The organism is Bailinhaonella thermotolerans, from assembly GCF_003594875.1.
Lineage (GTDB): Bacteria > Actinomycetota > Actinomycetes > Streptosporangiales > Streptosporangiaceae > Bailinhaonella > Bailinhaonella thermotolerans.
In genome coordinates this window covers 131,206-155,539 of sequence record NZ_QZEY01000016.1, presented here as the reverse complement: position 1 = coordinate 155,539, position 24,334 = coordinate 131,206, and the positions used below count along the sequence as shown (strand labels likewise).

Annotated in this window: 25 protein-coding genes; 10 read left to right on the top strand and 15 right to left on the bottom strand. The window is 74.2% G+C overall.

What is annotated here, in order from left to right; genetic code table 11:
- Positions 1-25: 25 nt before the first annotated feature.
- Positions 26-988 carry a glucosyl-3-phosphoglycerate synthase gene (locus tag D5H75_RS30775; RefSeq protein WP_202638670.1) on the bottom strand — a complete coding sequence of 321 codons (963 nt, stop codon included), beginning with the start codon at positions 986-988 and terminating at the stop codon, positions 26-28.
- A 133-nt stretch (positions 989-1,121) separates the two neighbouring features.
- Here D5H75_RS30775 and D5H75_RS30770 point away from each other — a divergent pair, with 133 nt between their 5' ends.
- The 3 genes from D5H75_RS30770 to D5H75_RS30760 all read left to right on the top strand — a co-directional run bounded on the left by D5H75_RS30770 (position 1,122) and on the right by D5H75_RS30760 (position 3,734).
- The gene (locus D5H75_RS30770; protein ID WP_202638655.1) at positions 1,122-2,054 is read left to right on the top strand and encodes a Gfo/Idh/MocA family protein; all 933 of its coding nucleotides are present in this window, start codon (positions 1,122-1,124) and stop codon (positions 2,052-2,054) included.
- A complete protein-coding gene (locus D5H75_RS30765) occupies positions 2,051-3,130 on the top strand; it encodes a zinc-binding dehydrogenase (RefSeq protein WP_119930075.1) in 1,080 nt (359 codons plus the stop codon). The genes D5H75_RS30770 and D5H75_RS30765 overlap by 4 nt, the downstream gene beginning before the upstream one ends.
- Positions 3,131-3,230: 100 nt before the next feature.
- Complete coding sequence (locus D5H75_RS30760; RefSeq protein ID WP_119930074.1) at positions 3,231-3,734, top strand: GNAT family N-acetyltransferase; 504 nt, start codon at positions 3,231-3,233, stop codon at positions 3,732-3,734.
- Positions 3,735-3,875: 141 nt separating this feature from the next.
- Here D5H75_RS30760 and D5H75_RS30755 read toward each other — a convergent pair whose 3' ends face one another.
- The 6 genes from D5H75_RS30755 to D5H75_RS30730 all read right to left on the bottom strand — a co-directional run bounded on the left by D5H75_RS30755 (position 3,876) and on the right by D5H75_RS30730 (position 8,907).
- On the bottom strand, positions 3,876-4,466 hold the full coding sequence (locus D5H75_RS30755; protein WP_202638654.1) for a hypothetical protein: 591 nt from the start codon (positions 4,464-4,466) through the stop codon (positions 3,876-3,878).
- Between the two features lie 65 nt (positions 4,467-4,531).
- A complete protein-coding gene (locus D5H75_RS30750) occupies positions 4,532-4,807 on the bottom strand; it encodes a hypothetical protein (protein WP_119930073.1) in 276 nt (91 codons plus the stop codon).
- 197 nt (positions 4,808-5,004) lie between these two features.
- A complete protein-coding gene (locus D5H75_RS30745) occupies positions 5,005-5,709 on the bottom strand; it encodes a copper chaperone PCu(A)C (protein ID WP_119930072.1) in 705 nt (234 codons plus the stop codon).
- Between the two features lie 77 nt (positions 5,710-5,786).
- Entirely contained in the window at positions 5,787-6,842 is a 1,056-nt protein-coding gene (locus tag D5H75_RS30740; protein ID WP_119930071.1) for a cytochrome d ubiquinol oxidase subunit II, read from the bottom strand.
- Positions 6,842-8,197: a cytochrome ubiquinol oxidase subunit I gene (locus D5H75_RS30735; protein ID WP_119930070.1), complete on the bottom strand. Its 1,356-nt coding sequence runs from the start codon at positions 8,195-8,197 to the stop codon at positions 6,842-6,844. Before D5H75_RS30735 ends, D5H75_RS30740 begins: the two co-directional genes overlap by 1 nt.
- 107 nt (positions 8,198-8,304) lie before the next feature.
- Entirely contained in the window at positions 8,305-8,907 is a 603-nt protein-coding gene (locus D5H75_RS30730) for a TetR/AcrR family transcriptional regulator (protein WP_119930069.1), read from the bottom strand.
- Between the two features lie 96 nt (positions 8,908-9,003).
- On the opposite strand from D5H75_RS30730, the gene D5H75_RS30725 reads away from it, so the two are divergent.
- Together D5H75_RS30725 and D5H75_RS30720 are read left to right on the top strand one after the other, a co-directional pair.
- A complete protein-coding gene (locus D5H75_RS30725; RefSeq protein ID WP_119930068.1) occupies positions 9,004-10,458 on the top strand; it encodes an MFS transporter in 1,455 nt (484 codons plus the stop codon).
- A gap of 89 nt (positions 10,459-10,547) precedes the next feature.
- Entirely contained in the window at positions 10,548-11,333 is a 786-nt protein-coding gene (locus D5H75_RS30720; protein ID WP_119930067.1) for an SDR family NAD(P)-dependent oxidoreductase, read from the top strand.
- Between the two features lie 128 nt (positions 11,334-11,461).
- Here the strand turns inward: D5H75_RS30720 and D5H75_RS30715 are convergent, their stop codons facing one another.
- Both D5H75_RS30715 and D5H75_RS30710 read right to left on the bottom strand, forming a co-directional pair.
- Positions 11,462-12,097, bottom strand: a complete 636-nt coding sequence (locus D5H75_RS30715) for a serine hydrolase (protein ID WP_340137782.1) — start codon at positions 12,095-12,097, stop codon at positions 11,462-11,464.
- A gap of 86 nt (positions 12,098-12,183) precedes the next feature.
- Complete coding sequence (locus D5H75_RS30710) at positions 12,184-12,681, bottom strand: isochorismatase family protein (RefSeq protein WP_119930065.1); 498 nt, start codon at positions 12,679-12,681, stop codon at positions 12,184-12,186.
- A gap of 144 nt (positions 12,682-12,825) precedes the next feature.
- Between D5H75_RS30710 and D5H75_RS30705 the strand changes: the two genes are divergently transcribed.
- Complete coding sequence (locus tag D5H75_RS30705) at positions 12,826-13,368, top strand: dihydrofolate reductase family protein (protein ID WP_119930064.1); 543 nt, start codon at positions 12,826-12,828, stop codon at positions 13,366-13,368.
- Between the two features lie 237 nt (positions 13,369-13,605).
- Entirely contained in the window at positions 13,606-14,487 is an 882-nt protein-coding gene (locus tag D5H75_RS30700; RefSeq protein WP_119930063.1) for an alpha/beta fold hydrolase, read from the top strand.
- Positions 14,488-14,508: 21 nt separating this feature from the next.
- Here the strand turns inward: D5H75_RS30700 and D5H75_RS30695 are convergent, their stop codons facing one another.
- Positions 14,509-15,357, bottom strand: a complete 849-nt coding sequence (locus tag D5H75_RS30695; protein WP_119930062.1) for an SDR family oxidoreductase — start codon at positions 15,355-15,357, stop codon at positions 14,509-14,511.
- Positions 15,358-15,484: 127 nt separating this feature from the next.
- Here D5H75_RS30695 and D5H75_RS30690 point away from each other — a divergent pair, with 127 nt between their 5' ends.
- From D5H75_RS30690 to D5H75_RS44345, 3 genes are all read left to right on the top strand, one after another.
- Positions 15,485-15,922: a MarR family winged helix-turn-helix transcriptional regulator gene (locus D5H75_RS30690; RefSeq protein WP_119930061.1), complete on the top strand. Its 438-nt coding sequence runs from the start codon at positions 15,485-15,487 to the stop codon at positions 15,920-15,922.
- A 277-nt stretch (positions 15,923-16,199) separates the two neighbouring features.
- Positions 16,200-17,096: a TauD/TfdA dioxygenase family protein gene (locus D5H75_RS30685; protein WP_119930060.1), complete on the top strand. Its 897-nt coding sequence runs from the start codon at positions 16,200-16,202 to the stop codon at positions 17,094-17,096.
- Between the two features lie 100 nt (positions 17,097-17,196).
- Positions 17,197-19,485 carry an arylsulfatase gene (locus tag D5H75_RS44345; protein ID WP_119930059.1) on the top strand — a complete coding sequence of 763 codons (2,289 nt, stop codon included), beginning with the start codon at positions 17,197-17,199 and terminating at the stop codon, positions 19,483-19,485.
- Positions 19,486-20,068: 583 nt separating this feature from the next.
- On the opposite strand, the gene D5H75_RS30675 is transcribed toward D5H75_RS44345, so the two are convergent.
- The 5 genes from D5H75_RS30675 to D5H75_RS30655 all read right to left on the bottom strand — a co-directional run bounded on the left by D5H75_RS30675 (position 20,069) and on the right by D5H75_RS30655 (position 24,332).
- Positions 20,069-20,572: a flavin reductase family protein gene (locus D5H75_RS30675; protein ID WP_119930058.1), complete on the bottom strand. Its 504-nt coding sequence runs from the start codon at positions 20,570-20,572 to the stop codon at positions 20,069-20,071.
- The gene (locus tag D5H75_RS30670; protein ID WP_119930057.1) at positions 20,569-21,186 is read right to left on the bottom strand and encodes an NADPH-dependent FMN reductase; all 618 of its coding nucleotides are present in this window, start codon (positions 21,184-21,186) and stop codon (positions 20,569-20,571) included. The genes D5H75_RS30675 and D5H75_RS30670 overlap by 4 nt, the downstream gene beginning before the upstream one ends.
- Positions 21,183-22,565 carry an LLM class flavin-dependent oxidoreductase gene (locus D5H75_RS30665; protein WP_119930056.1) on the bottom strand — a complete coding sequence of 461 codons (1,383 nt, stop codon included), beginning with the start codon at positions 22,563-22,565 and terminating at the stop codon, positions 21,183-21,185. The genes D5H75_RS30670 and D5H75_RS30665 overlap by 4 nt, the downstream gene beginning before the upstream one ends.
- Positions 22,565-23,416, bottom strand: a complete 852-nt coding sequence (locus tag D5H75_RS30660; RefSeq protein WP_119930055.1) for an ABC transporter permease — start codon at positions 23,414-23,416, stop codon at positions 22,565-22,567. Before D5H75_RS30660 ends, D5H75_RS30665 begins: the two co-directional genes overlap by 1 nt.
- A gap of 121 nt (positions 23,417-23,537) precedes the next feature.
- On the bottom strand, positions 23,538-24,332 hold the full coding sequence (locus D5H75_RS30655) for an ABC transporter ATP-binding protein (RefSeq protein ID WP_119930054.1): 795 nt from the start codon (positions 24,330-24,332) through the stop codon (positions 23,538-23,540).
- Positions 24,333-24,334: the final 2 nt, after the last annotated feature.

Here is a 24,334-nt window from a genome sequence, read left to right as displayed (position 1 = left end):
TCCCTCGCCGACGGTTCCCCGGTGGTCATCGGCCCTCCCGCAGCGCGCGGATGTGGGCCATGGGTGGTCGTTCGAGCACGCGGACGTCGTGGTCGTCGGTCACCAGTTCCCCGCCCATGCGCACGAACTGGGTCAGCAGCGTCGTCGGCGGGTCGCTGAGGATCACCAGCCCCTGCCGGTGAAGGCGGGTCCAGGCGGTGCTGATGATCTGCCCGGCCATCCGCCCCAGCGCCTGCGTGGACTGGTTGGCGTGCACGCGTTCGCCCAGGTCCACCTGCGCGAACGCCTCCAGCCCCACCAGGTCCACCAGGTCCACGAGCAGCCCGAACTCCACGCCGTACCCGCAGACGAACGGCACGGCCTCCAGCACCTCGCGCCGCCCGGCGTACTCCCCGGCGAGCGGCTGCACGATGCCCGCGAGCTGCGGCCAGAACATGTTCAGCAGCGGCCGGGCGACCAGCTCGGTCACCCGCCCGCCCCCGGCGGGCTCGACCGAGTCGCGGTCGTGCAGCGGCCGGTCGTAGTGCCCCTTGACGTACATGACGGTGGGGTCGGTGAGCAGCGGCCCCAGCAGGCCGGTGATGAAGTCGGTGGTGAACCCCCGGATGTCGGAGTCCACGAAGACGATCACGTCCCCGGTGGTGACGGCCAGCGACTTCCACAGCGCCTCACCCTTGCCCCACAGCGGGGTCAGGCCGGGCAGCACGGAGTCCTGGGCGATGGTCACCGCGCCGGCCGCGACCGCCAGCTCGGCGGTGCGGTCGCTCGACCGGGAGTCGAGGACGACCAGCTCGTCGATGAGCGGGACGTCCACGACCAGGTCCCGGTGGATGCGGCCGACGATCTCGCCGATCGTGGCCTCCTCGTTCCTGGCGGGCAGCACGACGCTCACGCGCGTGCCGCCTTTGTGTCTCATCAGCAGCTCGGCCGGCCAGCGCGCGGCGGAGCTGCTGCGGCGTGACAACCACTCTCGAACCTCGGGCAACAGCACAGGCAGGCACATCCCCTCTTGACCATCGCACTGATTGCCCGTTGTCGCGGGGATTGCACCTATTACTGCCAATTAGTTGTTTTGTTTGCATTCCTTGAGGCATGGGTGTCGCATGCCAAGTAGGTGCAATGTGGGGCTCGTCGGCGCCGGGAACGTGGCGGCGCGCCACGCCGACGTGCTCGCGGAGTTCCCCGACGTGCGGCTCGCCGCGGTGACCGACCTCTCTCTCGAACGCGCCGCCGGCCTGGCCGAACGCCACGGCGCGGCCGTGTACCCGCACCACGGCGACATGCTGGAGCGGGAGCGGCTGGACGCGGTCTACATCTGCCTGCCGCCGTTCGCCCACGGGCCGGTCGAACGCGCGGTGATCGAGGCGGGCCTGCCGTTCTTCGTCGAGAAACCGATCGCGATCGACCTGGGCACCGCCGAGTCGATCGCCGCCCTGGCCCGCTCGCGCGGCGTGCTGTCGGCGGTCGGCCACCAGTGGCGGTACCTGGACGTGGTGCAGCGGGCGCGCGAGCTGCTCGACGGCCGTGCCGTACGGCTGGCGCTCGGGCACTGGCTGGACAAGGTGCCGCCGGTGGACTGGTGGGGGCGGCGCGACGGGTCCGGCGGGCAGGTCGTCGAGCAGGCGGCGCACGTCATCGACCTGGCTCGGCTGCTGGTCGGGGAGGTCGCGGCGGTGCGCGCGGTCGAGTCCGAGGCGGTGGCGCCGGGCGGGGACGTCGCGGCGGCGACCGTCGCGGCGCTGCGGTTCGAGAACGGCGCGGTGGGCTCGCTGGCCGCGACGTGCCTGCTGGGCTGGAAGCACCGGGCCGGCCTTGAGGTGTACGCCGACGGGCTCGCGCTGGAGATCTCGGAGACGAGCCTGCGCGTGTTCGACGGCGACGGCGAGCCGGAGCTGGTGGAGGACGAGGGCGCGGCCAAGCGCCGGGTGGACCGGGCGTTCGTGGACGCGGTGCTCGGGATCGGGAACGACGTGCGCACCGACTACGAGGACGCCCTCCGCACGCACCGGGTGGCCTGCGAGATCGCCGCCTCGGCCCGGGAGGTGGCCGCGTGAGCCGCGTCCTGTACGCCCTGGGACCGGGCGAGCTCGCGTTCGCGGAGGAGCCGGACGAGCCGCTCCCCGAAGGGCGCTTCCGGGTGCGCACCCTGTACACGGGCCTGTCGGCGGGGACGGAGATCACCTTCGTCCGGGGCACCAACCCCTACCTCACGTCGAGCTGGGACCCCGTGCTCGGGCTGTTCCGGCCCGAGGAGCCGGCCGAGGCGTACCCGGTCCGCCGCCTCGGGTACATGGAGGTCGGCGAGGTCACCGAGAGCCGCACCCCGGGCGTCGAGGCCGGGGAGCGCGTCGCCATGGCGTACGGCCACCGCACCTCGTACGTGGCGGACCCGCTCACGGACAGGTTCGTGCCGCTGCCGCCCGAGCTGGACCCGGTGCTCGGCGTGTACGTCGCGCACATGGGGCCGATCTGCGCGAACGGACTGCTGCACGCCGCCGCCGACGTGTGCGGAGGCGACGTGCGGGCGCTGTCCGACGGGGTGGCCGGGCGGCGGGTCGCGGTGGTCGGGGCGGGCGTGGTGGGCCTGCTCACGGCGCTGTTCGCGGCCTCGCACGGCGCGGCCGAGGTGGTCGTCGTGGACGAGACCCCGGCGCGGCTCGCGGTCGCCGAGGCGCTGGGCCTCGGCGTCCTGTCCGGCGACGACGCGGGGCCCACGCTGAAGCGGCGCTGGCGCCACGGCCCGTCCGACCACGGGGCCGACGTGGTCTTCCAGTGCAGGGGCCGCCCGTCCGGCCTGGTCACGGCGCTGCGCGCGCTCCGCCCGCAGGGGACCGTGATCGACCTGGCCTTCTACACCGACGGCGCGGCCGAGGTACGGCTCGGCGAGGAGTTCCACCACAACAACCTGGCGATCCGGTGCGCCCAGATCGGCCGCGTCCCCCGGGGCCTGGCCCACCTGTGGGACCGCGAACGCCTGTCCGCCGAGACCATCGCCCTGCTCCGCTCCCACGGCGACCTGATCCGGGAGCACCTGATCACCGACGTCCTCCCCCTGTCCGAGGCCCCCCGCCTCATGCTCGACGTCGCCGCCCGCAAGCGCCACGTCCTCCAGGCCGTCTTCCACCCCTGACCCGTCCGCGCGGCTCACGCCGTACGGCGGGCGGGGGGACCGCGGGGACGCCGGGCCCGGTAACGTCCGGGGGGAAGATCCCGGCCCGAGGGGAGAACACATGCGTATCCGTCCTGCCACCCTGGCCGACCTGAAGACGGTCGGCGCCATCTACGCCCATTACGTCAGAGAGGGCGTGGCCACCTTCGACGAGGAGCCGCCGGGGCCGGAGGCGTGGGAGGCCAAGCACGCCGACCTGGCCGCGCGGGGGCTTCCGTTCCTGGTGGCCGAGGTGGACGGGGAGGTCGCGGGGTACGCCTACGCGGCGCAGTACCGCCCCAAGCCGGCCTACCGCCACACCGTCGAGGACACCATCTACCTCGCCCCCGAGCGGACCGGGCGGGGTCTCGGCAAGGCCCTCCTGACCGCGCTGATCGAGGACGCGACCCGGGCCGGGGCCCGGCAGATGATCGCGGTGGTGGCCGACACCGGAGACCCCGCCTCCACCCTCCTGCATCTGCGCCACGGCTTCACCGAGGTGGGCCGGCTCAAGGCCGTGGGCCGCAAGCACGGCCGCTGGGTGGACACCGTGCTGCTGCAGCGCGAGCTGGCGGCGGAGGACTGAGCCGGGACGCTCGCGCGGGCTGGCGCCGGAGGACTGAGCCGGGACGCTCGTGCGGGCTGGCGGCGGAGGACTTAGCCGGGACGCTCGCGCGGGCTGGCGCCGGAGGGCCGAGCCTGGACGCTCCGCCCAGGGGATGTGCGCTCAGGGGGCGAGGGCGAAGACGGTCCAGCAGGTGGCCGCGCCGAGGAGGGCGCCCACGGCGGTCTGCGCGAAGGTGTGGTCGGTCAGCTCGACCCGGGCCCAGGCGACCAGGGCCACCAGCGGCGCCCCGATCGGGTAGGCGATGTGCGGCGGGATCGCCTGCGCCAGCGTGACCACGGTGCCGGCGGCGACGGCCGCGTGGAAGCTGACCTTCCAGAGCAGGGTGAGGGGGGCCGTCACCGCCAGGCCCGCGAGCATGCTGATCACCGACCAGACGATGAACGCCGGGGCGCCGAGCGTCACCAGCACGGCGAGGGCCACGGCGACCGCGGCGGTGATCAGCACCAGCAGCCGGGGGCGCTGGGCCCGGTCGGTGATGTGGCGGTCGCCCAGGCGGCCGGAGCGCACCCCCGCCCAGATCACCAGGGCCGGGACGCCGCCGCACAGCGCCGCGGCGAGGAGGCCCCAGGCCACGCCCGGCCAGCCGCCCGCCGCGATCCCGGCGACCGGTGGCATGGCCATCACGAGGTTGGGGGGCGCGAAGAGATCGGTCACGGCCCGGGCCAGCCGGTTCTCCTCTGCCGCACGCACGGGACGCCCCCTCCATCCGGTCGCGGAACCCCGCCATTCTGCCGGATCGCATCACTCCCGGAGCGTCAGGCGCTCGCCCACCCCGGGCCGAGGCGGACCGCGCGCTCACGCGACAGCCGTACGGCCGCGGCGCGGCGCTGGCGGTCGGTCTCGGCGCGGAGGGCGGCGGCGAGTTTCGCCGGATCGTCGCCGTCCACGGTGCGGGAGCAGCGCTGCTCCCATTCCTCGGCCGTCAGGGGGCGGCGCAGGGTGGCCCACCACCGGCCGGCGTCACTCCTCCAGATCGTCCATGCCGGGTGATCAAGCCGGAGCTCGTCACCCGCGTCGTCGAGCGAGCCCATACCCGCACGTTAACCCCGGTCGCGCCGCGGCGAACCCGCCTTGCCCGAACGCTCAGGCCGCGCCAAGGGAATCGGTCCCCACCGGCGCTGCCCTCACCGGTCCCGCCCCCACCGGCCCGCCCGCACCGGCCTCGTCCGCACCGGCCTCGTCGCCGCCGGGGGTCCGCCGCCACCCGCCGCCACCCCGCCGAGGACCGTCACTGCCGGGCGTTGGCGGGCACGCGCGGTACGGCGGGCGCGGCCGGGGTCTGGCGGTCCCGCTCGCGGCGCTGCGCGGTCGGGGTGGTCCGCGGCCTCCCCGTGGAGCCCGGGGCCGGCGTCGCCGTGGAGCCGGGTCCCGGGGAGGAGCCGGGCCTGACGCGGGACGGCTCGGGACGCGGCTGGGCCGTCGGCGTGGGGCTGAGCTGGACCGGCGGATAGCTGGCCCACTCCCCCGAGCGGGCCTTGATCGGCACGTTCAGCTTCACCTGCCCGGCCCGCTCGAAGGTGACGGTGACGGGCACGTGGCCGTACGCGGGCACGGCCCGGGTCAGCCCCTCAAGCGTCGCGGCGGGCACCTTGTCGGTCTGCGGCCTGCCCGGGGCCACCTCCGCGAACCGCCGGTTCACCTGCGCCCCGCGCGCGAACCCCGGGGCCGACACCGACACCAGCCGGTCCGGTCCCCGGTCGCTGAGCAGGTTGAGGTACAGCGGCAGGGAGGCCCCCGCCTGGACCCGCTGGTCGGGCGGCCCGGCGAGGATGAACGCGTCCACGACCCGCATCCCGCCGGCCGTCGCGTTCGCCCCCTCGTTCCGCGGCTGGCTCTGCCCCAGGTTCTGCTCGTCCGTCGCGCAGCCCGCCGACCCCGCGCCGATCACCGCCAGGCAGGTCAGCCCGGCCACGCCCCGCAACCGCCCCCGCATCGCCACTCCCCCGTCGACACGATCCGTTCCCTGGCTAGCACTACCCATCCCGCCCGTATTACGCCTCCCCTCGCTGGTCAGCGGCGGGCATCGGGAGGTGCGGAGGAGGGAGTGGAGGAGGAAGGGGAGGTGGGAGGGAGGTAGGGGGAGCGGTGCTGGATCCACAGGAGCCATCCCATGGAGGGCAGGACGAGGACCGCGCCCACGGCGAGGACGATCAGGGTGGTCGAGAGGACCACGGGGCTCGCCGCCGCCTGCCGGTAGTCGGTGGCGGGCGGGAGGAGCAGGGGGTACTGCGCCAGCGGCCAGCCCCAGATCACCGCCGTCACCGCGAGGGCGGACGCGGCGCGGACCAGCAGGTAGCGGCGGAGCGCCAGCAGGACCAGGGCGACCACCCCCAGGACGGCGCTGGCGACGATCAGCGGGAGACCGCGGTGGGTGAGGCCGTCGTAGAGGGCGGGGGCGTCGGCGCGGAGCACCAGGATGCCGCCGAGCGCGACCGCCCCGGCCAGCACGCCGGTGAGCAGGGCCCGCCGCCGGAATCCCTCGGCCAGGTCCGGTAGGCCCGCGCGCACGCAGTCGTCGCAGAGGTAGGCCGCCGCCAGGTAGGCGCAGACGACCACCGCCAGCACGCCCCCGAGGACGGAGGTCGGGTTGAGCCAGCTCCCCAGCACGTCCCCCCGGGCCAGCCCCGGCGGCACCCGCCCCGACGCGATCCCGCCCGCGACCGCCCCCAGGAAGAACGGCGTGACCACCGACGAGATCGCGAACGCCGCCCCGAACAGCCGCTGCTGCCCCAGTTCGGTGCTCGCCTTCCGGAACGCGAACGCCGACCCCCGTGCGATGATCCCCAGCGCGGCCAGCGTCAGCGGGATGTACAGCGTGGACATGATCGCCGCGAAGACCGGCGGGAACCCCGTCCACAGCAGCACGATCACGAAGATCAGCCAGACGTGGTTCGCCTCCCACACGGGCCCGATCGAGTGCTCGATGAGCCGCCGCTGCGGCATCCCGGCGTGGCGGCGCCCGGCGAGCAGGTCCCAGACGCCCGCGCCGAAGTCGGCCCCGCCGAGCAGGGCGTACAGCGTGACCCCGATCCAGGTCACGACGAGCATGATCTGCGCGGCCTCCATCAGGCGGCCTCCCCGCGTTCCTGGGGCGCCAGCGGCGCGGGGCGCGATATCCGCCGCATGACGTGGACGGTGGCGAGGGTCAGCACCAGGTACACCGCCGTGACCAGCACGAACCCCACCCACAGGCCGGGCGCGGGGTTCACCGCGTCGTGCGTGCGCAGCCTGCCGTACACCACCCAGGGCTGCCGGCCCACCTCGGTCACGATCCAGCCGGCCTCCAGCGCGATCACCGCGGCGACCCCGGACAGGGCCGCGAACCGCAGGAACCAGCGGGACCGGGGCAGGTCCCGCCGCCGCCACCAGGCGTAGCCGTACCACAGCGCGAGCAGCAGCAGCGCGAAGCCCAGCCCCACCATCGTGTCGAAGGCCAGGTGCACGACGGACACCGGCGGGTGGTCGGCGCGCGGCACCAGGTCCAGGCCCTGTACGACGGTGTCCGGGCTGCTGCCGACGAGCAGGGACAGGCCGCTCGGGATCTCCAGCGCGTACCGCAGCTCGCCGTCCACGACGATCCCGCCCAGGCTGAGCGGCGCGCGCGGCCCGGTGCGGTACAGGGCCTCGGCGGCGGCGAGCTTGGCCGGCTGGTACTCGGCGAGGAACCGCGCGGCGTAGTCCCCGACGAGGATCTGGACCGGTGTGAGGATCGCGGCGAGCGTGAACGGGATCTGGAAGCCGAGGCGGTGGTACCGCTCTCTCCGCCCGCGCAGCAGGGCGACCGCGTAGACCCCGGCGGTGCCGTACCCGGCGACCATGAACGCGGCGATGATCATGTGCAGGGTCTGCGGGGGCGTGGCCGGGTTGAACATGGCCGCCCACGGGTCCACGTTCGCGACCTCGCCGTTCACCAGGTCGAACCCGTAGGGCTGGTTCATCCACGCGTTCGCGCACACCACGAAGAAGGCCGACGCCACCCCGGCCAGCAGCACCGGGATCCCGCTCAGCAGGTGCGCGCGCGGCGGCAGCCGGTCCCAGGCGTACAGGTAGACGCCGAGGAAGATCGCCTCGATGAAGAAGGCGATGCCCTCCATCGCGAACGGCACGCCGATGACCTCGCCGTACGTCCCCATGAGGCCGGGCCACAGCAGGCCCATCTCGAAGCTGAGGATCGTGCCGGACACGGCCCCGACCGCGAACAGCACGCCCACGGCCTTGGCCCAGCGCCTGGCCAGCCGGACGTACTCACCGTCGCCGGTCCGGTGCCCGCGCCACTCGGCGAACAGCAGCAGGCCCGGCATGCCCACGCCGAAGCAGGCGATGACGATGTGCCACCCCAGCGACAACGCCATCTGCATGCGCGCGCCCGCGAGGTCGGCCGGGCTCGCCGGCCCTGCGGCCAGCGCGTCCGCCCAGCTCATCGCCCCTCCCCGCGCTCACACATGCCCCCTTCCCTGCCCAGGCACACAGGTCTAATCCACCCACCCGCCACGGCCGCCGCCGGCCGCGCGGGGATCGGCGGCGGGGGTCAGGGGCGGACGTAGGCGCCGGCGCGGGCGGCGGCCACGGCGGCGCGGGCGGCGAGGTCGGCGGCGGCCTCGTCGAGGGGGTCGCCCGAGGCGAGGAAGCGGTAGTAGAGCGGCGCGGACACCGCCTTGATCACCTCGTGCGGGTCGGTCCCCGCGGGCAGCTCGCCCTGCGCGACCGCCCGCTCCACGCAGGGCGCCCACTCCGCGATCCGGGTCCGGTAGAAGCGGCGCAGCGCCGCCGCCGCGCGCTCGTCACACGCCGCCGCGATGATCACGGCCTTGAACAGCGCGCCCTGCCGGGGGTCCGCCAGCGTGCGGCGGACGAGCCCGGCGTTGGCGCGCAGGTCGCCGAGCAGGCTCCCGGTCTCGGCCCGGGGCGAGGACTGCTCGGCCATGTCGGTGAGCAGGTCCGCCAGGAGCGCCGCCACCGTCCCCCAGCGCCGGTAGACCGTCGTCTTGCCGACCTCCGCGCGCCGGGCCACGTCGGCCAGGTCCAGGCCGTCGAACCCCTTCTCGACCAGCGCGTCCTCGGCCGCGCGGAGTACGGCGGCGCGGACGCGGGCGGTGCGCCCGCCCGGCCGAACGGTGCCCGGCTCAGTCATAACGGGTCTCCAGTTCCATTTAGGCGAGGTCTTCTGCTACTGTCCTAATCATCCTAACGGAACCACAGACCCGTTAGCTGTCTCTAGGAGTTCGCGATGCTGGACACCGCCCCCGCCGTACCGGCCCCCTCAGAACCCACCCCCACAGAACCCGCCCCTGCCAGGGCCCCGCGCATGACGGGCCGGCAGAAGCTGGTGCTCGCCCTGCTGCTGGGCGCGCAGTTCACCGTCGCCGTGGACTTCTCGATCCTGAACGTGGCGCTGCCCGTCGTCGGCGCCGGGCTCGGGTTCTCGCTGGCCTCGCTCCAGTGGATCGCCACCTCGTTCGCGCTGGCCGCCGCCGGGTTCACGCTGCTGTTCGGCCGTGTCGCCGACCTGTTCGGCCGCAAGCGCCTGTTCCTGTACGGCATGGCGCTGCTGGGCCTGTCGTCCCTGCTCGGCGGGCTCGCCACCGGCCCCGCCGTACTGCTGGTCGCCCGGGTGCTCCAGGGCCTGGCGACCGCGGCGGTGGTCCCGGCGGGGCTGTCCCTGCTCACGACGGCCTTCAAGGAGGGGCCGCTGCGGGAGAGGGCGCTCGGGCTGAACGGGGCGCTCATGTCCGCCGGGTTCACCGCCGGGGCCGTGCTCGGCGGGCTCCTCACGGACCTGCTGTCCTGGAGGTGGGCCTTCCTGATCAACGTGCCGGTGGCCGCGCTCGTGGTCTTCCTCGCCCCGCGCGTCATCGAGGACTCGCGTCCCGCGGGCCGCACCCGCCTGGACGTCCCCGGCGCGATCACGGTGACCGGCGGCCTGCTCGCCCTGGTCTACGGCCTCACCCAGGCCGGTGAGCACGGCTGGGGGCAGCCGCTCACCGTCGCCGCACTCGCCGCCGGCGCGGCCCTGCTCGTCGCCTTCTGGTTCGCCGAGAAGAGGTCGGCCGCGCCGCTGGTCCCGCTCGGCATCCTCAAGCGCCGCAGCGTGGTCTGGGGCAACCTGACCGGCCTGATCGCCTTCGTCACCGAGACCTCGCTCGTCTTCCTGCTGACCCTCTACCTCCAGGAGGTCCTGGGGTACTCCCCGCTGGCCACCGGCCTCGCCTTCGGCGTCCTCGGCCTGGGCACGGTCCTCGGCGGCACCCTGGGCGGCAAGGTCGTCGGCCGCCTCGGCTCCCGCGCCACCATCCTGACCGGCGGCGTCGTCCAGGCCGCCGCGACCGTCTCGCTGGTCGCCCTCGGCACCTCGGGCGCCTGGATCTGGCTCCTGCTGGCCGCGACGTTCGTCGGCGGCGTCGGCAACATGCTCATGATCGTCGCCTTCATGGTCACCGCCACCTCCGGCCTCCCCGACGCCGAGCAGGGCCTGGCCACCGGCCTGGCCACGATGACCCAGCAGGTCGGCATCACCATGGGCATCCCGATCATGAGCGCGATCGCCACCGCCCGCGTCACCTCCCTCGGCGGCCCCACCCCCGAGACGGTCCTGTCCGGCGTCTCCGTGGCGATCCTCGTCAACAGCGCCCTGGTCCTGGCCGGCGCCGCGCTGGCCGCCGCCTTCCTCCGCCGCTCCCGCTGACCGCCGTACGGCTCCGCCGGGCCCGCCCGGCGCGAGCCGTACGGCGGGCGCGGGACCCTTCTCCGATCGTCCACAGGGAGTGGAAGACCATGGATCTCCAGCTCAGCGGCAAGACCTTCATCGTCACCGGCGCCTCGGCCGGGATCGGCGCGGCGACCGCCGCCCTCCTGGCCGGGGAGGGGGCGCACGTCGTCGGGGCCGCCAGGGACGCCCGGCCCCTCGACCGCATGGGGCCTCGCGTGTCCGGCGTCCCGGCGGACCTCACGGACCCCGGCAGCGCCGCCCGCGTCGTCGCCGCCGCCCTCGACCGGCACGGGCGGATCGACGGGCTCGTGAACAACGCGGGCGGGGTGACCTCCAGGACCGGGTTCCTGGACGTCGGCGACGAGGAGTGGCGGGCGGCGTTCGAGCTCAACCTGCATTCGGCGGTCCGGATGACCAGGGCGGCGCTGCCCGCGATGCTCGCGGGCGGCGACGGCTCCGTCGTCCACGTGACCAGCGAGGCCGCCAGGTTCCCCGACCCGGCGCTGGTGGACTACGCGGCGGCCAAGACCGCGCTGCTGTCGGTCTCCAAGACGCTCGCGGCGGAGTTCGGCCCCGCCGGGGTGCGGTCGAACGTCGTCGCCCCCGGCCCCACCCGCACCGCGCTCTGGGACGCCCCCGGCGGGTTCGCCGACCAGCTCGCCGAGCGGTACGGCACCGGCCGGGAGGAGGCCGTCACGCGCTTCGTCCGGGACGAGCGGCGCCTGCCGGCCGGACGCATCGGCACCCCCGGGGACGTCGCCCGGGTCGTCGCCTACCTGCTCTCCCCGCTGGCCGGCCAGGTCACCGGGGCGGAGTGGGCGGTGGACGGCGGCGCCCTGCGGCAGATCTGACCGTGGCCCCGCGGGGAGACCCGGGCGGCGCGCCGTGACGGCCGGCCATCGCCTCTCCGGTTCGCCGCCCGTACGGCGGACGCCGCGGTCGGCGTCCGCCGTACGGGATCACGCGGGTGACGGCCGGGTCACGCGGGAGTGCAGAACTCCGCGCGCATCACGTCGTAGAACATGATGAGCTCGCTGGGCTGGAAGGCGTTGGGGTCGTACTTGTGGACGCGGGCGGGCCAGTCGCCGTTGACGTTGAAGGCGAGCGCGCGGGAGCCGTCCTCGGTGACGTACGCGTAGGACAAGCTGCCGGGGATCGCGCCGTTGTGGCCCCAGACCGCGACCGGGGAGCCGTTCGGGCAGGTGAAGGTGCGCTTGGTGATGCCCAGGCCGTACTGGCCGGTGACGCCCCTCACGGCGTACTCGACCTCCGGCTCGCCGCCGGTCTGCTCGGGTGTGTAGTGGTAGGCCAGGTCCTCGTCGGTCTCCTGCCAGACCGGGTGGAGGGTGCGCATCTGGGTCAGCAGGGCCGGCGGCAGGAGGCGGCCGCCCAGCAGGGCGCGCAGGAAGATGATCAGGTCGGCGTTGGTGGAGATGGCGTCACCCGTGCCGGGGCCCATGCTGGGGTTGATGAGGGTGGCGTCCCAGATGCCCAGCGGGTGGCCGGGCTGGAGCACGCCGCTGTGGTAGAGGCCGTGCGGCTGCGGGAGGGACGGGTCGTTGCCGGGCATGACCGTGCCGGTGAGGCCGAGCGGCCGGATGATGCGGCGAGTGATCTCCTCGCCGACGGCCCCGGCGTGAGCACCGGGGTCCTGGCCTGGCGTCCTGGGACCGGCCCGGGCCGAGCGCCCGGCCCGCCTCGTCAGAGCTTGGCGATCAGCTCGTCGGTGGTGAGGACGGTGCCGAAGCGGGGGAAGACGCGGTTGACGGCCAGGTCGTGCTCCTCGGCGGTGAAGCCGGACATGGCGTCGGAGACGAACTCCAGCTCGTAGTCGTGGTCGGAGGCCGCGCGGGCGGTGGACTCCACGCCCATGTTGGTGACGATCCCGGCGAAGGCCAGCGTGGCCGCGCCCGCCTCCTGGAGGCGTTCGTGCAGGTCGGTCTCGTGGAAGCCGCCGATGGTGTGCTTGACCACGATCACGTCCCCGGGCTGGGCCAGGCCCTCCACGAGCTCGCTGCCGGGCGGCTGCTCGGGCACGCCGGGCCGGTCCGTCCGCACCAGCACCACGGGCAGGCCTGCCGCGCGGTGCGCCTCGGCCAGCCGGAACGCCCGCCGTACGACGTCGTCACCGGTGTGGGGGGCCAGCGAGAGGGCGACGATGCGCGGCTGGAGGTCGATGAGGACGAGAGCTCGGGTCATGCAGCGATCGTAAGGCGACCGCGAGGACGATCCGCACATACGCCCTCATCCTTACGGCCGATCTTTTCTCCGATCGCTGCGAAATGTCGGGGACAGTGCCTAACGTGTTCCCCATCACAGCCCGAACCCCCATCGGAGACCTAAATGCGGAAGATCATCACTTCCACCTACATCACGCTGGACGGGGAGATCGAGAGCCCCCACATCTGGTCGACGCCCTACTTCAACGAGGAGGCGGGCCAGTTCGCGCAGGAGCAGCTCTTCGCCAGCGACGCGCTCCTGATGGGCCGCCGGACCTACGACGGGTTCTCCTCGACCTGGCCGTCGATGTCCGACCCGGGCGGGTTCGCCGACCGGATGAACACGATGCCGAAGTACGTCGTGTCCACCACGCTGGAGAAGGCCGACTGGACCAACACCACGATCATCAGTGACAACGTGGTCGAGCGGGTCCGCGAGCTCAAGGAGCAGCCCGGCCAGGACATCCTGATGTACGGCCACGGCCCGGTCGCCGCGACGCTCATGGAGCACGGCCTGCTGGACGAGGTCCGCCTGTGGATGATCCCGGTCTTCCACGGCAGCGGCGTCACGATCTTCCGCGAGGGCATGAAGGGCGAGTTCGACCTCGCCGACGTCAAGACCCTCAAGAGCGGCACCGTGATCCTGTCCTACACCGCCAAGCGCTGACCCCTCCCCGCGCCGCCGCCCGCGCCGTACGGCTGAGCCGGCCCCCCGCGCCGGACGCGACGCCGCGCCCCGCCCGTACGGCCGGTGCCCCGCCGTACGGCCCGCGCCAGGCCGTACGGCCCGCGGCCGGAGGATTCCGGGAAAAGGGCGGCGCGGGATGTCGAAGGCGTCCGGACGGCTCCGACCTGTCCGTGGAAGGCCCCGGAGCGGGGCCGTGACACGGAGGAGAGCACGGCGATGGACGCGACGACCGGCACGCTGAAGGTCCCCGGGGCGACGCTGTACCACGAGGTCCGGGGACACGGGCCGGTGCTGCTGGTGATCAGCGGCGGAGTCATGGACTCGGCGGTCCTCACGGGGTTCGCCGAGTCCCTGGCCGGGCGGTACACCGTGGTGACGTACGACCGGCGGGGCAACTCGCGGAGCCCGCTGGACGGCCCCGACGCCGACCAGGACGTCGCGACGCACGCCGGCGACGCGCGGCGGCTGCTGGCCGGGGTGACGGACGCCCCCGCGCACGTCCTCGGCGTCAGCTCGGGCGGGCTCATCGCGCTGGAGCTGGCCGCCCGCCACCCCGGGGCGGTCCGCTCGGTCGTCGCGCACGAACCGGTCGCCTTCGAGCTGCTGCCCGAGGCGGCGCTGCTGCGCGAGGGCTTCGACGACGTGCGCCGGACCGCCCGCGATCGGGGCGTCGGCCCGGCCATGGAGAAGTTCGCCGCGCTGCTGGACCTGGACGAGGAGGACGGCGGAGCCGGCGCGGAGAGCGGGGAGAGCGGGGACGGCGGGGAGAGCGGGGACGCCGCCGGTCCGCTGGGCGAGCCCGACCCCGCGACGCTGGAGATGTTCGCCCGGATGGGGCGGAACGCCGCGTTCATGCTGGCCCACGAGGCCGTGCCGTTCACCCGCCACCTCCCGGACCTCGACGCCCTGAAGGCCCTGGCCCCGCGCCTGGTCATCGGCGTCGGCGCGGAGTCCGAGGGTCAGCTCCCCCACCGCGCCGGGGCCGCCCTGGCCGCCCGCCTCGGCCTGGCCCCGGTCGCCTTCCCCGGCGGTCACGGCGGTTTCACCTCCCGCCCGGGGCCGTTCGCCGATGTCCTCCACCGGGCCCTCGGCGGCTGACCGCTTCCACCGCCGGGCGTCTCACGCGCCGCGGAGCAGGTCGGCGTGGTCGCGGGCGAAGTCCGTCCAGGCGCGGCCGGGCCTGCCGGTGACGTCGGTGAAGTCGGTGGTGGTGTAGTCGCCCCAGCCGGCGGCGTACGCGGGGCCGTACTCCTTGGCGCTGACGGCGGCGACCCAGTCGGGGGCGCCGAAGCCGAGGAAGGACCGGTACGCCTGCTCGGGCGTGACGGGCTGGTAGGCGACCGGCGTGCCGAGGACGGGCTCCAGCCGGGCGGCGGCCTCGCGGAGGGAGATGCTCTCCGGGCCGGTCAGCGTGTAGGTCTTCCCGTGGTGCCGGTCGGGCGCGGCGAGCACGGCGGCGGCGAAGTCGGCGATGTCGCGGACGTCCACGAAGCCGAGCCGGCCCTCGCCGGTCATGCCGTACAGGGTGCCGCCGCTGACCGCGCCGAGCAGGTTCTGCATGAAGAAGTGCGGCTTGATGACGGTCCAGCCGAGGCCGGAGGCGGCCAGTTCGGCGTCGGAGAGCGCGTGCAGGCGGCCGTTGCGGGTGGGCGCGTCGTGGGCGGCGCCGATCGCGGAGAGCCGGACGACGTGCTTGACGCCCGCCCGCCTCGCGGCCCAGACGGCGTTGGAGCTGGCATGGGGGGCGAGCGGGCCCATCGCGGTCAGCAGCCAGAGCGTGTCGATGCCGTCGAACGCCTTCTCCAGGGTCTCCGGGCGCTCCAGGTCCCCGACGGCGACCTCGACCCCGGGGATCTCCGGGGCGCGGGCGGCGTCGCGGACCAGGACGCGCACGCCGTCGTGGTCCGGGAGGGCGGCGAGCAGGGCGGAGGAGACGTTGCCGGTGGCGCCGGTGATCAGGATGGACATGGTCGTTCCTCACGTTCGGGGGGTGGGAGCCGGGGGTGTCCCCGCCCGGCCGCTGTGACGGCTACACTAAAGTAAGAATCAGTGATAGTCAAAGATTGTGACTAAATTGCCCGCAGAGAGGTCGCCGATGCGCCGCAGTGAACGCAAGAAGATGTCCCCCGACCTGGGCATCCTCTCCGGCCGGATGCTGTTCGCCTTCCAGCGCGAGATGTTCTCCGCCCTCGCCGAGCAGGGCCACCCCGACCTGCGCCCCCGTCACGGCGCCGTCCTGGCCTACCTCGACGAGGAGGGCACCCGCGCCACCGACCTGTCCGCCCGCTCCGGCCAGCACAAGCAGGTCATCGGCACCCTCGTGGACGAGCTCACCGCCCTCGGCTACGTCGAGCGCCGCCCCGACCCGGCCGACCGCCGGGCCAAGCTGGTCGTCCCCACCGAGCGCGGGCTCGACGAGATGCGCCGCTCCGACGCCATCGCCGCCGAGATCGAGCGCCGCCAGGCGGAGAAGGTGGGCGAGGAGACCTTCGCCCACTTCAAGGAGGTCTTCCGCCGCCTCACCGACACCTGAGTCCCCGCCTCCAACAGCCCCCGCCCCCACCCCCTCCCGGACCTTCCCCGAGAGGGGGCGCACCCCCGGCCGTACGGCACGCGCGGGGTGCCTTCGGCCAGTAACCCCCTATTCCCTACCAATTTAGTTGACAATATGGACGAGGCCGATCTACGTTCGGGAACGTGCCGAACGCAGCCCTGACCGTCCGGGGCCACGTGGACTTCTGCCGCGTGGCCAGTGCCCTGTGTCCCGTCCTCCGGCAGGCGACCCATTCACCATCGGAAGGACGGAACCCATGTCATCTCTCACCATCACCCCCGTAGCGGGCCGCATCGGCGCCGAGGTCTCCGGCGTACGGCTCGGCGGCGACCTCGCCGGGGACGTCGTCGCGGAGATCCGCCTGGCGCTGCTCACGCACAAGGTGATCTTCTTTCGCGGGCAGGACCACCTCGACGAGGACTCCCAGGTGGAGTTCGCGAGGCTGCTCGGCGAGCTGACCACCGCGCACCCCACCGTGCCCGCGCTCGGCGGCAACGGGCACATCCTGGACCTGGACTACAGCCGGGGCCAGAAGGTGGACCGCTGGCACACCGACGTCACGTTCGTCGACCGGCCCCCGCTGGCGTCCGTGCTGCGCGCCGTCACCGTCCCCGCGGCGGGCGGGGACACGCTGTGGGCCAACACGGTCGCGGCCTACGAGAACCTGCCCGCCGAACTGCGCGACCTCCTCGACGGGCTGCGCGCCGTGCACACCAACCAGTTCGACTACGCCCGTCTCGCCTTCGCCGAGGACCCGGGCAAGGCGCGGGAGTACGCCGAGGTGTTCGCGTCCACGGTCTACGAGACCGCGCACCCGGTCGTCCGGGTGCATCCCGAGACCGGGGAGCGGGCGATCCTGCTCGGGGACTTCGCCCGGCGGATCGCCGGCGTCCCCGCCGACGTGTCGGCCTCGCTCATCAGGCTGGTCCAGGACCAGGTCACCCAGGTCGAGAACACGGTCCGCTGGCGGTGGGCCCCGGGCGACGTGGCCGTCTGGGACAACCGGGCCACCCAGCACCGGGTGGTGCACGACTTCGGCGACCGGCCCCGCCGCCTCCACCGCGTCACCGTCGCGGGCGACGTCCCCGTCGGCGTGGACGGCCGCCCCAGCGAGTCGCTCGCCGGCGACGCCACGGCGTACGCCGCCGCCTGATGTCCCCCTCTCCCCGCCCCGGCCGCGCCTCGCGGCCGGGGCCCTTCCCGTGCCGCGCCGCCCGCCGCGAAGTCACCCGTCCCCCCGGGAGGTTCCCCGCATGAGTCCCCGCTTCGAAGGACGCGTCGGCCGTACCGTCGCCGACTCCACCCCCTGGTGGCCGCCGCAGGTCAGGGCGCCGGAGGGTGCCCCGAACATCGTCGTGGTGCTGCTGGACGACATGGGGTTCAGCGACATCGGGCCGTTCGGGGCCGAGATCGACACCCCGACGCTGGACCGCCTGGCGGCCGGCGGGCTCCGGTTCACGAACTACCACACGACGCCGCTCTGCTCCCCCTCGCGGGCCTCGCTGCTGACCGGGCTCAACCACCACCGCGCCGGATACGCGTTCGTGGCCAACGCCGACCCCGGGTTCCCCGGGTACACCTTCGAGATCGCCGACGACGTGCCGACCCTGCCGGAGATCCTGCGGGACGCCGGATACGCGACGTTCGCGGTGGGCAAGTGGCACCTGACCAAGGACGCCACGATGAACGACGGCGCGCCGAGGTCCTCGTGGCCGGTCCAGAAGGGGTTCGACAGGTTCTACGGGATCCTCGAAGGGCTGACGAACCTGCACCACCCGCACCGGCTCGTGCGCGACAACTCACCCGTGCACACCGAGGCGTACCCCGAGGGCTACTACCTGACCGACGACCTCACCGACGAGGCCATCGGGATGATCAAGTCGCTCCGGGCGCACGACGCGCGCAAGCCGTACTTCCTCTACCTGGCCCATCCGGCGGTGCACGGCCCGCTGATGGCCCCCGAACGGGACGTCGCGCGCTACCGGGGGCGGTACGCCGGGGGCTGGGACCGGCTGCGCGAGGAGCGGTTCGCCCGGCAGCTCGACAAGGGCCTGTTCCCGCCGGGCACGGAGCTGCCGCCGCGGAACTCCGAGGCGTTCCACGACGTGCCGGAGTGGGACTCGCTGCCGCCGGGCGAGCGGGAGCTCTTCCAGCGGTACCAGGAGGTCTACGCGGCCATGGTGGACAACGTGGACCGCAACCTGGGGCGGCTGCTCGCCGTGATCGAGGCCCTCGGCGAGCTGGACGACACGATCGTGGTCTTCACCTCGGACAACGGCGGCACCGGCGAGGGCGGCGTCCGCGGCACCCGGTCGTATTTCGCCCAGTTCCTCCGGCACGCGAACCTGCCCGGCGACTGGAACCCCGACGTGCCGCGCGAGCCCGAGCTGATCGGCGGGCCGCGCGCGATGGTCCACTACCCGCGCGGCTGGGGCATGGCGTCCAACACCCCGTTCCGCCTCTACAAGGGCACCACGCACGCCGGCGGCGTCCGCGTCCCGCTCGTCCTCTCCTGGCCGCGCGGCGGGGTCGTCCCCGGGGTCCGCGACCGGTACCAGTACGTCACCGACCTGCTGCCGACCCTCCTCGACCTCGCCGGGGTGCCTCTCCCGCAGGAGCGCGGGGGACGGCCGGTCGCCGCGATCGACGGGCACTCGTTCGCCGACGCGCTCGCCGACCCCGCCGCGCCCAGCACCCATCACGAGCAGTACGCCGAGATGACCGGCAACCGCGCCTTCTACCGCGACGGCTGGAAGCTCGTCACCCTCCACCGGCCCGGCCGTCCCCACGACGAGGACCCCTGGGAGCTCTACGACCTGCGCGCCGACCCGACCGAGACCCGCGACCTGGCGGCGGACCACCCCGGCCTGGTCAAGGAGCTGGCCGGGGCCTGGGAGCGCGCCGCCGCCGAGAACCGGGTCTTCCCCCTCGACGACGGCACCGGCTACCTCTGGACCGCCCGGCCCCCGTCCGAGGCCGCCTTCCACGAGCCGGTCACCCTGCTCCCGGGCACCCCCACCCTGGAGCGCTACCGCGCCGCGCGCCTCATCGCCTTCCGGGACTTCGAGATCGCCGTACGGCTGACGCAGGGCCCGGGCGACCAGGGCGTCCTCGTGGCCCACGGCGACCAGGGCGGCGGGTACTCCGTGTACGTCGAGGACGGCCGGGTCCACCTGGCGTACAACGAGTACGGCGACCTCAAGGTCGCGGTGGGCGACTTCCTCCGTCCCGGCCCCCACGAGGTCGTTCTGCGCGCCGAGGCCCTCCCCGAATACCGCTGGACCTTCACCCTGACCGTGGACGGCGTGGCCGGCGCGCGCCTGGAGAAGGTCCGCATGCTGATCGGGCTGGCCCCCATGGAAGGCATAGACGTCGGCGTGGACCGCCGCTCCCCCGTCTCCTGGCCGGTCTACGAGCGTCACGGTCCCTTCCCGTACACCGGCGACCTCATCTCGGCCACCTACCGCCCCGGCCGTCCGGCCCCCTACGACCCCGCCGAAGTGCTGTCGGCCCTCCGCTCCGCCGCCGAGAGCTACGACTGACCAGCCCGGACTCGCCGCCCGAAGCCGTTCACCACCGAACCCCGCCGGGATCTCGCGATCCCCGCCCGTTCCCCTCTCCACCGAAAGCCTCGGGTGGCGTGGGGCGGGATCGCGAGATCACGGCCAGGGAGGGGGACGCCTCGCAGCCTCCGGACGGAGGCCCCGGCGTCACCCATGGGAAGAGCGGCGTGAAGCAAAGCCCCCAGGAAGGGGGGCGCCTCCCCCACCCGCGCGAAGGCGCCCCCCGGCGAAGCCCCCTCGCCACCGATGGGGAGGGGGTGAAGCGATGCCGCCGGGGAGGGGCCCCTCGCGGCCACCCGCGCGGAGGCCGCGCCCGGCGGAGGCTCCGTCGCCGCCTGGGGGGAGGGGATGGAGCGGTGCCGTGATCTCGCGATCCCGCGCCCTCCCTCTTGACGCCGGGGCCCGGGGGCGGCGGCGTGGGGCGGGGTCGCGAGATCACGGCGCATGGGTGCGGGGATCGTCCTGCCGCCCATGGAGGACGATCCCCGCGTTCCCGCACCCGCCCGGGGCGGGAGTCCTCCGGGTCCGGCCGGAACCCCGATCCGGCCGGGCCCGCGTCCGGTCAGTGCGCCAGGAAGCGGCCGAAGCGGCCCCGGTGGTAGAGGAGCGGCCGGCCGGGGGTGTGGGCCTGGGCCTCCAGGACCAGGCCGGCGACGAGGGTGTGGTCGCCGAGGTCGACGGTGTCGTACGGCAGGCAGATGAGGTGGGCCGAGACGTCCTGGAGGAGGGGGACGCCGAAGCGGCCCGGACGCCAGCGGGTGGGCTCGGCGAAGCGGTCCTCGCCCTTGGCGGCGAAGCGCGTGGCCAGCTCGGCCTGGTGGCTGGCCAGGACGTTCACCGCGAAGTGGTCGGCCCGCCGCAGCGCCGGCCACGTCGTCGAGGCGCGGTCCACGCAGAAGGAGACCAGGGGCGGGTCCAGGCTGACCGAGGAGAACGAGGTGGCGGTCAGGCCCGCCGGGATCCCCTCGGTCTGGCCGGTGATCACGACGACGCCCGAGGCGTGGACGGCGAGGGCGCGCTTGAAGCTCTCGCCGCTCACCGGCCGCGCCGGCAGTGTCTCGGTCATCGGGCGCTCCCCTCGATCACGCTCACGGCGTCCACGACGTCCGCGCCGGCGAGCCCGGCGGCCTGCGGGACCGGCTCCCCGAGGGCGGCCTGGAGCGCGGACTGGCGGAGGAAGGCGGCGGCCTGGGGGGCGACCCGCGCCGCCCAGACCGCCAGGATCTCCGGGAGGCGGGGCAGGTCGGACTCCAGCAGCGCCAGGCCGGGGGTGGGCACCACCGCGCCCAGCTCCACCAGGAGCGGGCGCAGGTGGGCCTCGACGGCGAGGGCGTGCCGGGGGTCGCCCATGACCAGCAGCGGCAGCGCCACCGCGGCCGACAGCGCCCCCGGCGGCAGCCGGTCGAGGAAGGACTTGAGCAGCCCGGTGTACGTGCCCTTGTAGGTGGGGCTGGCGACGACCAGCACCGACGCCCCGGCCACCAGCTCCAGCGCCACCTCGACGTCGGCGTGCGCTCCGGGCGCGAGCAGGCGCGGCCCGAGCCCGGCCAGGTCCACCACCTCGGCCCCGCCGCCCAGCCCGGCGCGCTCGCGCACCGCCTCGGCCGCCGCCACCCCGGCGGCCCGGGTCCGGGACCCCGACCTGGGGTTCCCGACCAGCACCACCAGCTCCCCGCTCACCGCGCCACCGCCGTCTCACGCGCGGCCCCGCCGCCCTGCCGTACGGCGGGCGCGACGGGGACCCGGGACGGTGGGCCGGCGAACTGGGACGCCGGGCGGGGCAGGCCGTAGTGCTCGCGGAGGGTGCGGCCCTCGTACTCGCTACGGAACAGGCCCCGGGCCCTGAGCACGGGCACCACGTGGTCCACGAAGTCGGCGAGGCCGTCGGGCAGGAGCGGCGGCATGACGTTGAAGCCGTCCGCCGCGCCGTTCTCGAACCAGGCCTGCAGCTCGTCGGCGATCTGCTCCGGGGTGCCCGCGACCACCCGGTGCCCGCGCCCGCCGGCGAGGCGGGCGAGGAGCCGCCGCACGGTCAGGTTCTCGCGCCGGGCGAGCCCCACCACCAGCGCGCGGCGGCTCTGCGCGCCCTCGGTCTCGGCGCCCACCTCGGGCAGCGGCCGGTCCAGGTCGTCCTCGGTCAGCTCGATCCCGACGAGCGTGGAGAGCTGGGACAGCCCGTAGGCCGGGATGATCAGTTCCTCCAGTTCCTTCTCCAGCAGCAGCGCCTCGCGCTCGGTCGAGCCGATGACCGGCGAGATCCCGGGGAGCACCAGCAGCCGCCCGGGCCCCCGGCCGTACCGCGCGAGCCGCGACTTGAGGTCGAGGTAGAACTCCCGCGCCTCGGCGAACGTCTGCTGCGCGGTGAAGACCGCCTCGGCGTACCGCGCGGCGAACTCCTTGCCGTCCTCGGAGGACCCGGCCTGGACCAGCAGCGGCCGTCCCTGCGGCGGGCGTGAGGTGTTGAGCGCGCCGGCCACGCGGAAGTGCTCCCCCTCGTGCCCGATCGGGTGGATCTTCCCGGTGTCCGCGTAGACGCCGCCCAGCCGGTCGCCGACGATCGCGTCGTCCTCCCAGCTGTCCCAGAGCTTGCCCGCGACCTCCAGGAACTCCGCGGCCCTGGCGTACCGGTCGGCGTGCGCGGGCCGTTCGACGCCGAAGTTGCGCGCCTCGGCCTCGCCCGCCGAGGTGACGATGTTCCAGCCCGCGCGCCCGCCGCTGATGTGGTCGAGCGAGGCGAACTTGCGGGCCACGTGGAAGGGCTCGTTGTACGTCGTGGACACCGTGGCGATCAGCCCGATGCGCTCGGTGACGGCGGCGAGCGCGGACAGCAGCGTGAGCGGTTCGAGGCCGCCCAGCGCGTTGTGCCGCACGTCGCCCCACAGGGCGAGGCCGTCGGCGAGGAAGACCGAGTCGAGCTTGCCGCGCTCGGCGATCTGGGCGAGCCGCTGGTAATGGCGTACGTCGGTCAGCCGGGCGGGCTCGGTGCGCGGGTGGCGCCAGGCCGCCTCGTGGTGGCCGACGCCGTACAGGAAGGCGTTCAGGTGCAGCGTGCGGGCCATCAGGTGGTCCTCCAGGTCGAGAAGCGGCGTTCGACGGTGACGAGCAGCAGGTTGAACAGCAGGCCGAGCACGGAGATCGTGATGATCCCGGCGTACATGTCGTGGATGCGGAAGTTGGCCTGCGCGTCGTTGATCAGGAAGCCCAGCCCCGCCTTCGCGCCCACCATCTCCGCGAAGAGCAGGACGAGGATCGCGTAGGCCCCGGCCAGCCGGACGCCCGTGAAGATCGTGGGCACGGCGGCGGGCAGGACCACCTTCTGGAACAGCGCGACGGGACCGAGGCCCAGCGACCGCGCGGACTTGATCAGCAGTGGCTCGACGGTCTTCACGCCGCTGATCGTGTTGAGCAGGATCGGCCAGGTGCAGGCGTAGAGGACGAACGTGATCTTCGAGGTCTCGTCGAGCCCGAAGATCAGCACGAACACCGGCAGCAGCGCCACGGCCGAGGTGTTGCGGAACAGCTCCAGGACCGGCCCGAGGAAGTCGGCGACCGGCTTGTACCAGCCGATGAGCAGGCCCAGCGGGATCGCCACGACGATCGCCAGGCCGAACCCGGAGAGGGACCGCGCCAGCGACGCCGCCAGGTGCTCGCCCAGCGCGCCGCCGAGCGCGAGGTCCCACCAGGCCGCGGCGACCTCGCTGACCGGCGGCACGAAGACGCGGTCCACGAGCCCGGCCCGGGGCGCCGCCTCCCACACGGCGAGCAGCAGGAGCACGGCCGTCACACGCTGCGCGACCAGGCGGGCGCGCGCGAGCAGGACCCCGCCCCGCCCCGGCGCACGGCCCGGCGCGGAGGTCTCCCGGACCCCGTACGGCGGGGCCGCGCGGTCCGGCGCGCCCGGAGCGGTCAAGCCGGCGGAGGGGCTTGAGGAGGCCGAGGCGGCCGAAGCGGCCGAAGCGGTCGGACCGGCGGGGGTCGCAGAGGTCGCGGGGGTCGCGGGGGTCGCGGGGGTCGCCGGGGTCGTCAGGGTGTCAGCCAACGGGGGTCGCCTCCTCGTGGTGCGCCGTCGCGGCCTCGTCGCGCAGGCGGGTCCAGATGTGGTGGCGGTACTCGCCGAACGCGGGATCCGCGCGCAGGTCGCCCTCGCGCGAGTCGAACGCGACCTCGATGACCTCGGTGATCCGCCCCGGCCGCGAGGACATCACCGCCACCCGCTGCCCGAGGTAGACGGCCTCGTCGATGCCGTGGGTGATGAAGACGACCGTCTTGCCGGTCTTGCCCCAGATCCGCAGCAGCTCCTCCTGGAGCGACTCGCGCGTCTGCGCGTCCAGGGCGGCGAACGGCTCGTCCATGAGCAGCACGTCCGGGTCGAAGGCGAGGCTGCGCGCGATCGCCACCCGCTGCCGCATGCCGCCGGACAGCTCGTGCGGGTAGCGGCGCTCGAACCCGGTGAGCCCCACCAGGCCGAGGAAGTGCCGCGCCCGCTCGGCGCGCTCCCGCCGCGGCACCCCCTTGGCCTCCAGCCCGAACTCCACGTTGCCCAGGGCCGTACGCCAGGGGAGCAGGGCGTACTGCTGGAAGACGATCCCCCGGTCGAGGCCGGGCCCGCTGATCGCCCGGCCGTCGATGAGGATCTCGCCGGTGCTGGGTTCGGTGAGGCCGGCGACCAGGTCGAGCAGGGTGGACTTGCCGCAGCCGCTCGGGCCGACGAGGGTGAGGAACTCCCCCTCGCGGACGTCGAGGTCGATGTGCTCCAGCGCGGTGAACGGCCGGTCGGCCCCGCGGACCCGGAAGACCTTGCCCACGTCACGGATGGCGATCTTCACGG

Excerpts from the sequence above, each read along its gene's own strand:
- D5H75_RS30760 (WP_119930074.1), top strand. The coding sequence starts at position 3,231 with ATGCGTATCCGTCCTGCCACCCTGGCCGACCTGAAGACGGTCGGCGCC.
- D5H75_RS30750 (WP_119930073.1), bottom strand. The coding sequence starts at position 4,807 with ATGGGCTCGCTCGACGACGCGGGTGACGAGCTCCGGCTTGATCACCCG.
- D5H75_RS30745 (WP_119930072.1), bottom strand. The coding sequence starts at position 5,709 with ATGCGGGGGCGGTTGCGGGGCGTGGCCGGGCTGACCTGCCTGGCGGTG.
- D5H75_RS30740 (WP_119930071.1), bottom strand. The coding sequence starts at position 6,842 with ATGGAGGCCGCGCAGATCATGCTCGTCGTGACCTGGATCGGGGTCACG.
- D5H75_RS30735 (WP_119930070.1), bottom strand. The coding sequence starts at position 8,197 with ATGAGCTGGGCGGACGCGCTGGCCGCAGGGCCGGCGAGCCCGGCCGAC.
- D5H75_RS30730 (WP_119930069.1), bottom strand. The coding sequence starts at position 8,907 with ATGACTGAGCCGGGCACCGTTCGGCCGGGCGGGCGCACCGCCCGCGTC.
- D5H75_RS30725 (WP_119930068.1), top strand. The coding sequence starts at position 9,004 with ATGCTGGACACCGCCCCCGCCGTACCGGCCCCCTCAGAACCCACCCCC.
- D5H75_RS30720 (WP_119930067.1), top strand. The coding sequence starts at position 10,548 with ATGGATCTCCAGCTCAGCGGCAAGACCTTCATCGTCACCGGCGCCTCG.
- D5H75_RS30710 (WP_119930065.1), bottom strand. The coding sequence starts at position 12,681 with ATGACCCGAGCTCTCGTCCTCATCGACCTCCAGCCGCGCATCGTCGCC.
- D5H75_RS30705 (WP_119930064.1), top strand. The coding sequence starts at position 12,826 with ATGCGGAAGATCATCACTTCCACCTACATCACGCTGGACGGGGAGATC.
- D5H75_RS30700 (WP_119930063.1), top strand. The coding sequence starts at position 13,606 with ATGGACGCGACGACCGGCACGCTGAAGGTCCCCGGGGCGACGCTGTAC.
- D5H75_RS30695 (WP_119930062.1), bottom strand. The coding sequence starts at position 15,357 with ATGTCCATCCTGATCACCGGCGCCACCGGCAACGTCTCCTCCGCCCTG.
- D5H75_RS30690 (WP_119930061.1), top strand. The coding sequence starts at position 15,485 with ATGCGCCGCAGTGAACGCAAGAAGATGTCCCCCGACCTGGGCATCCTC.
- D5H75_RS30685 (WP_119930060.1), top strand. The coding sequence starts at position 16,200 with ATGTCATCTCTCACCATCACCCCCGTAGCGGGCCGCATCGGCGCCGAG.
- D5H75_RS44345 (WP_119930059.1), top strand. The coding sequence starts at position 17,197 with ATGAGTCCCCGCTTCGAAGGACGCGTCGGCCGTACCGTCGCCGACTCC.
- D5H75_RS30675 (WP_119930058.1), bottom strand. The coding sequence starts at position 20,572 with ATGACCGAGACACTGCCGGCGCGGCCGGTGAGCGGCGAGAGCTTCAAG.
- D5H75_RS30665 (WP_119930056.1), bottom strand. The coding sequence starts at position 22,565 with ATGGCCCGCACGCTGCACCTGAACGCCTTCCTGTACGGCGTCGGCCAC.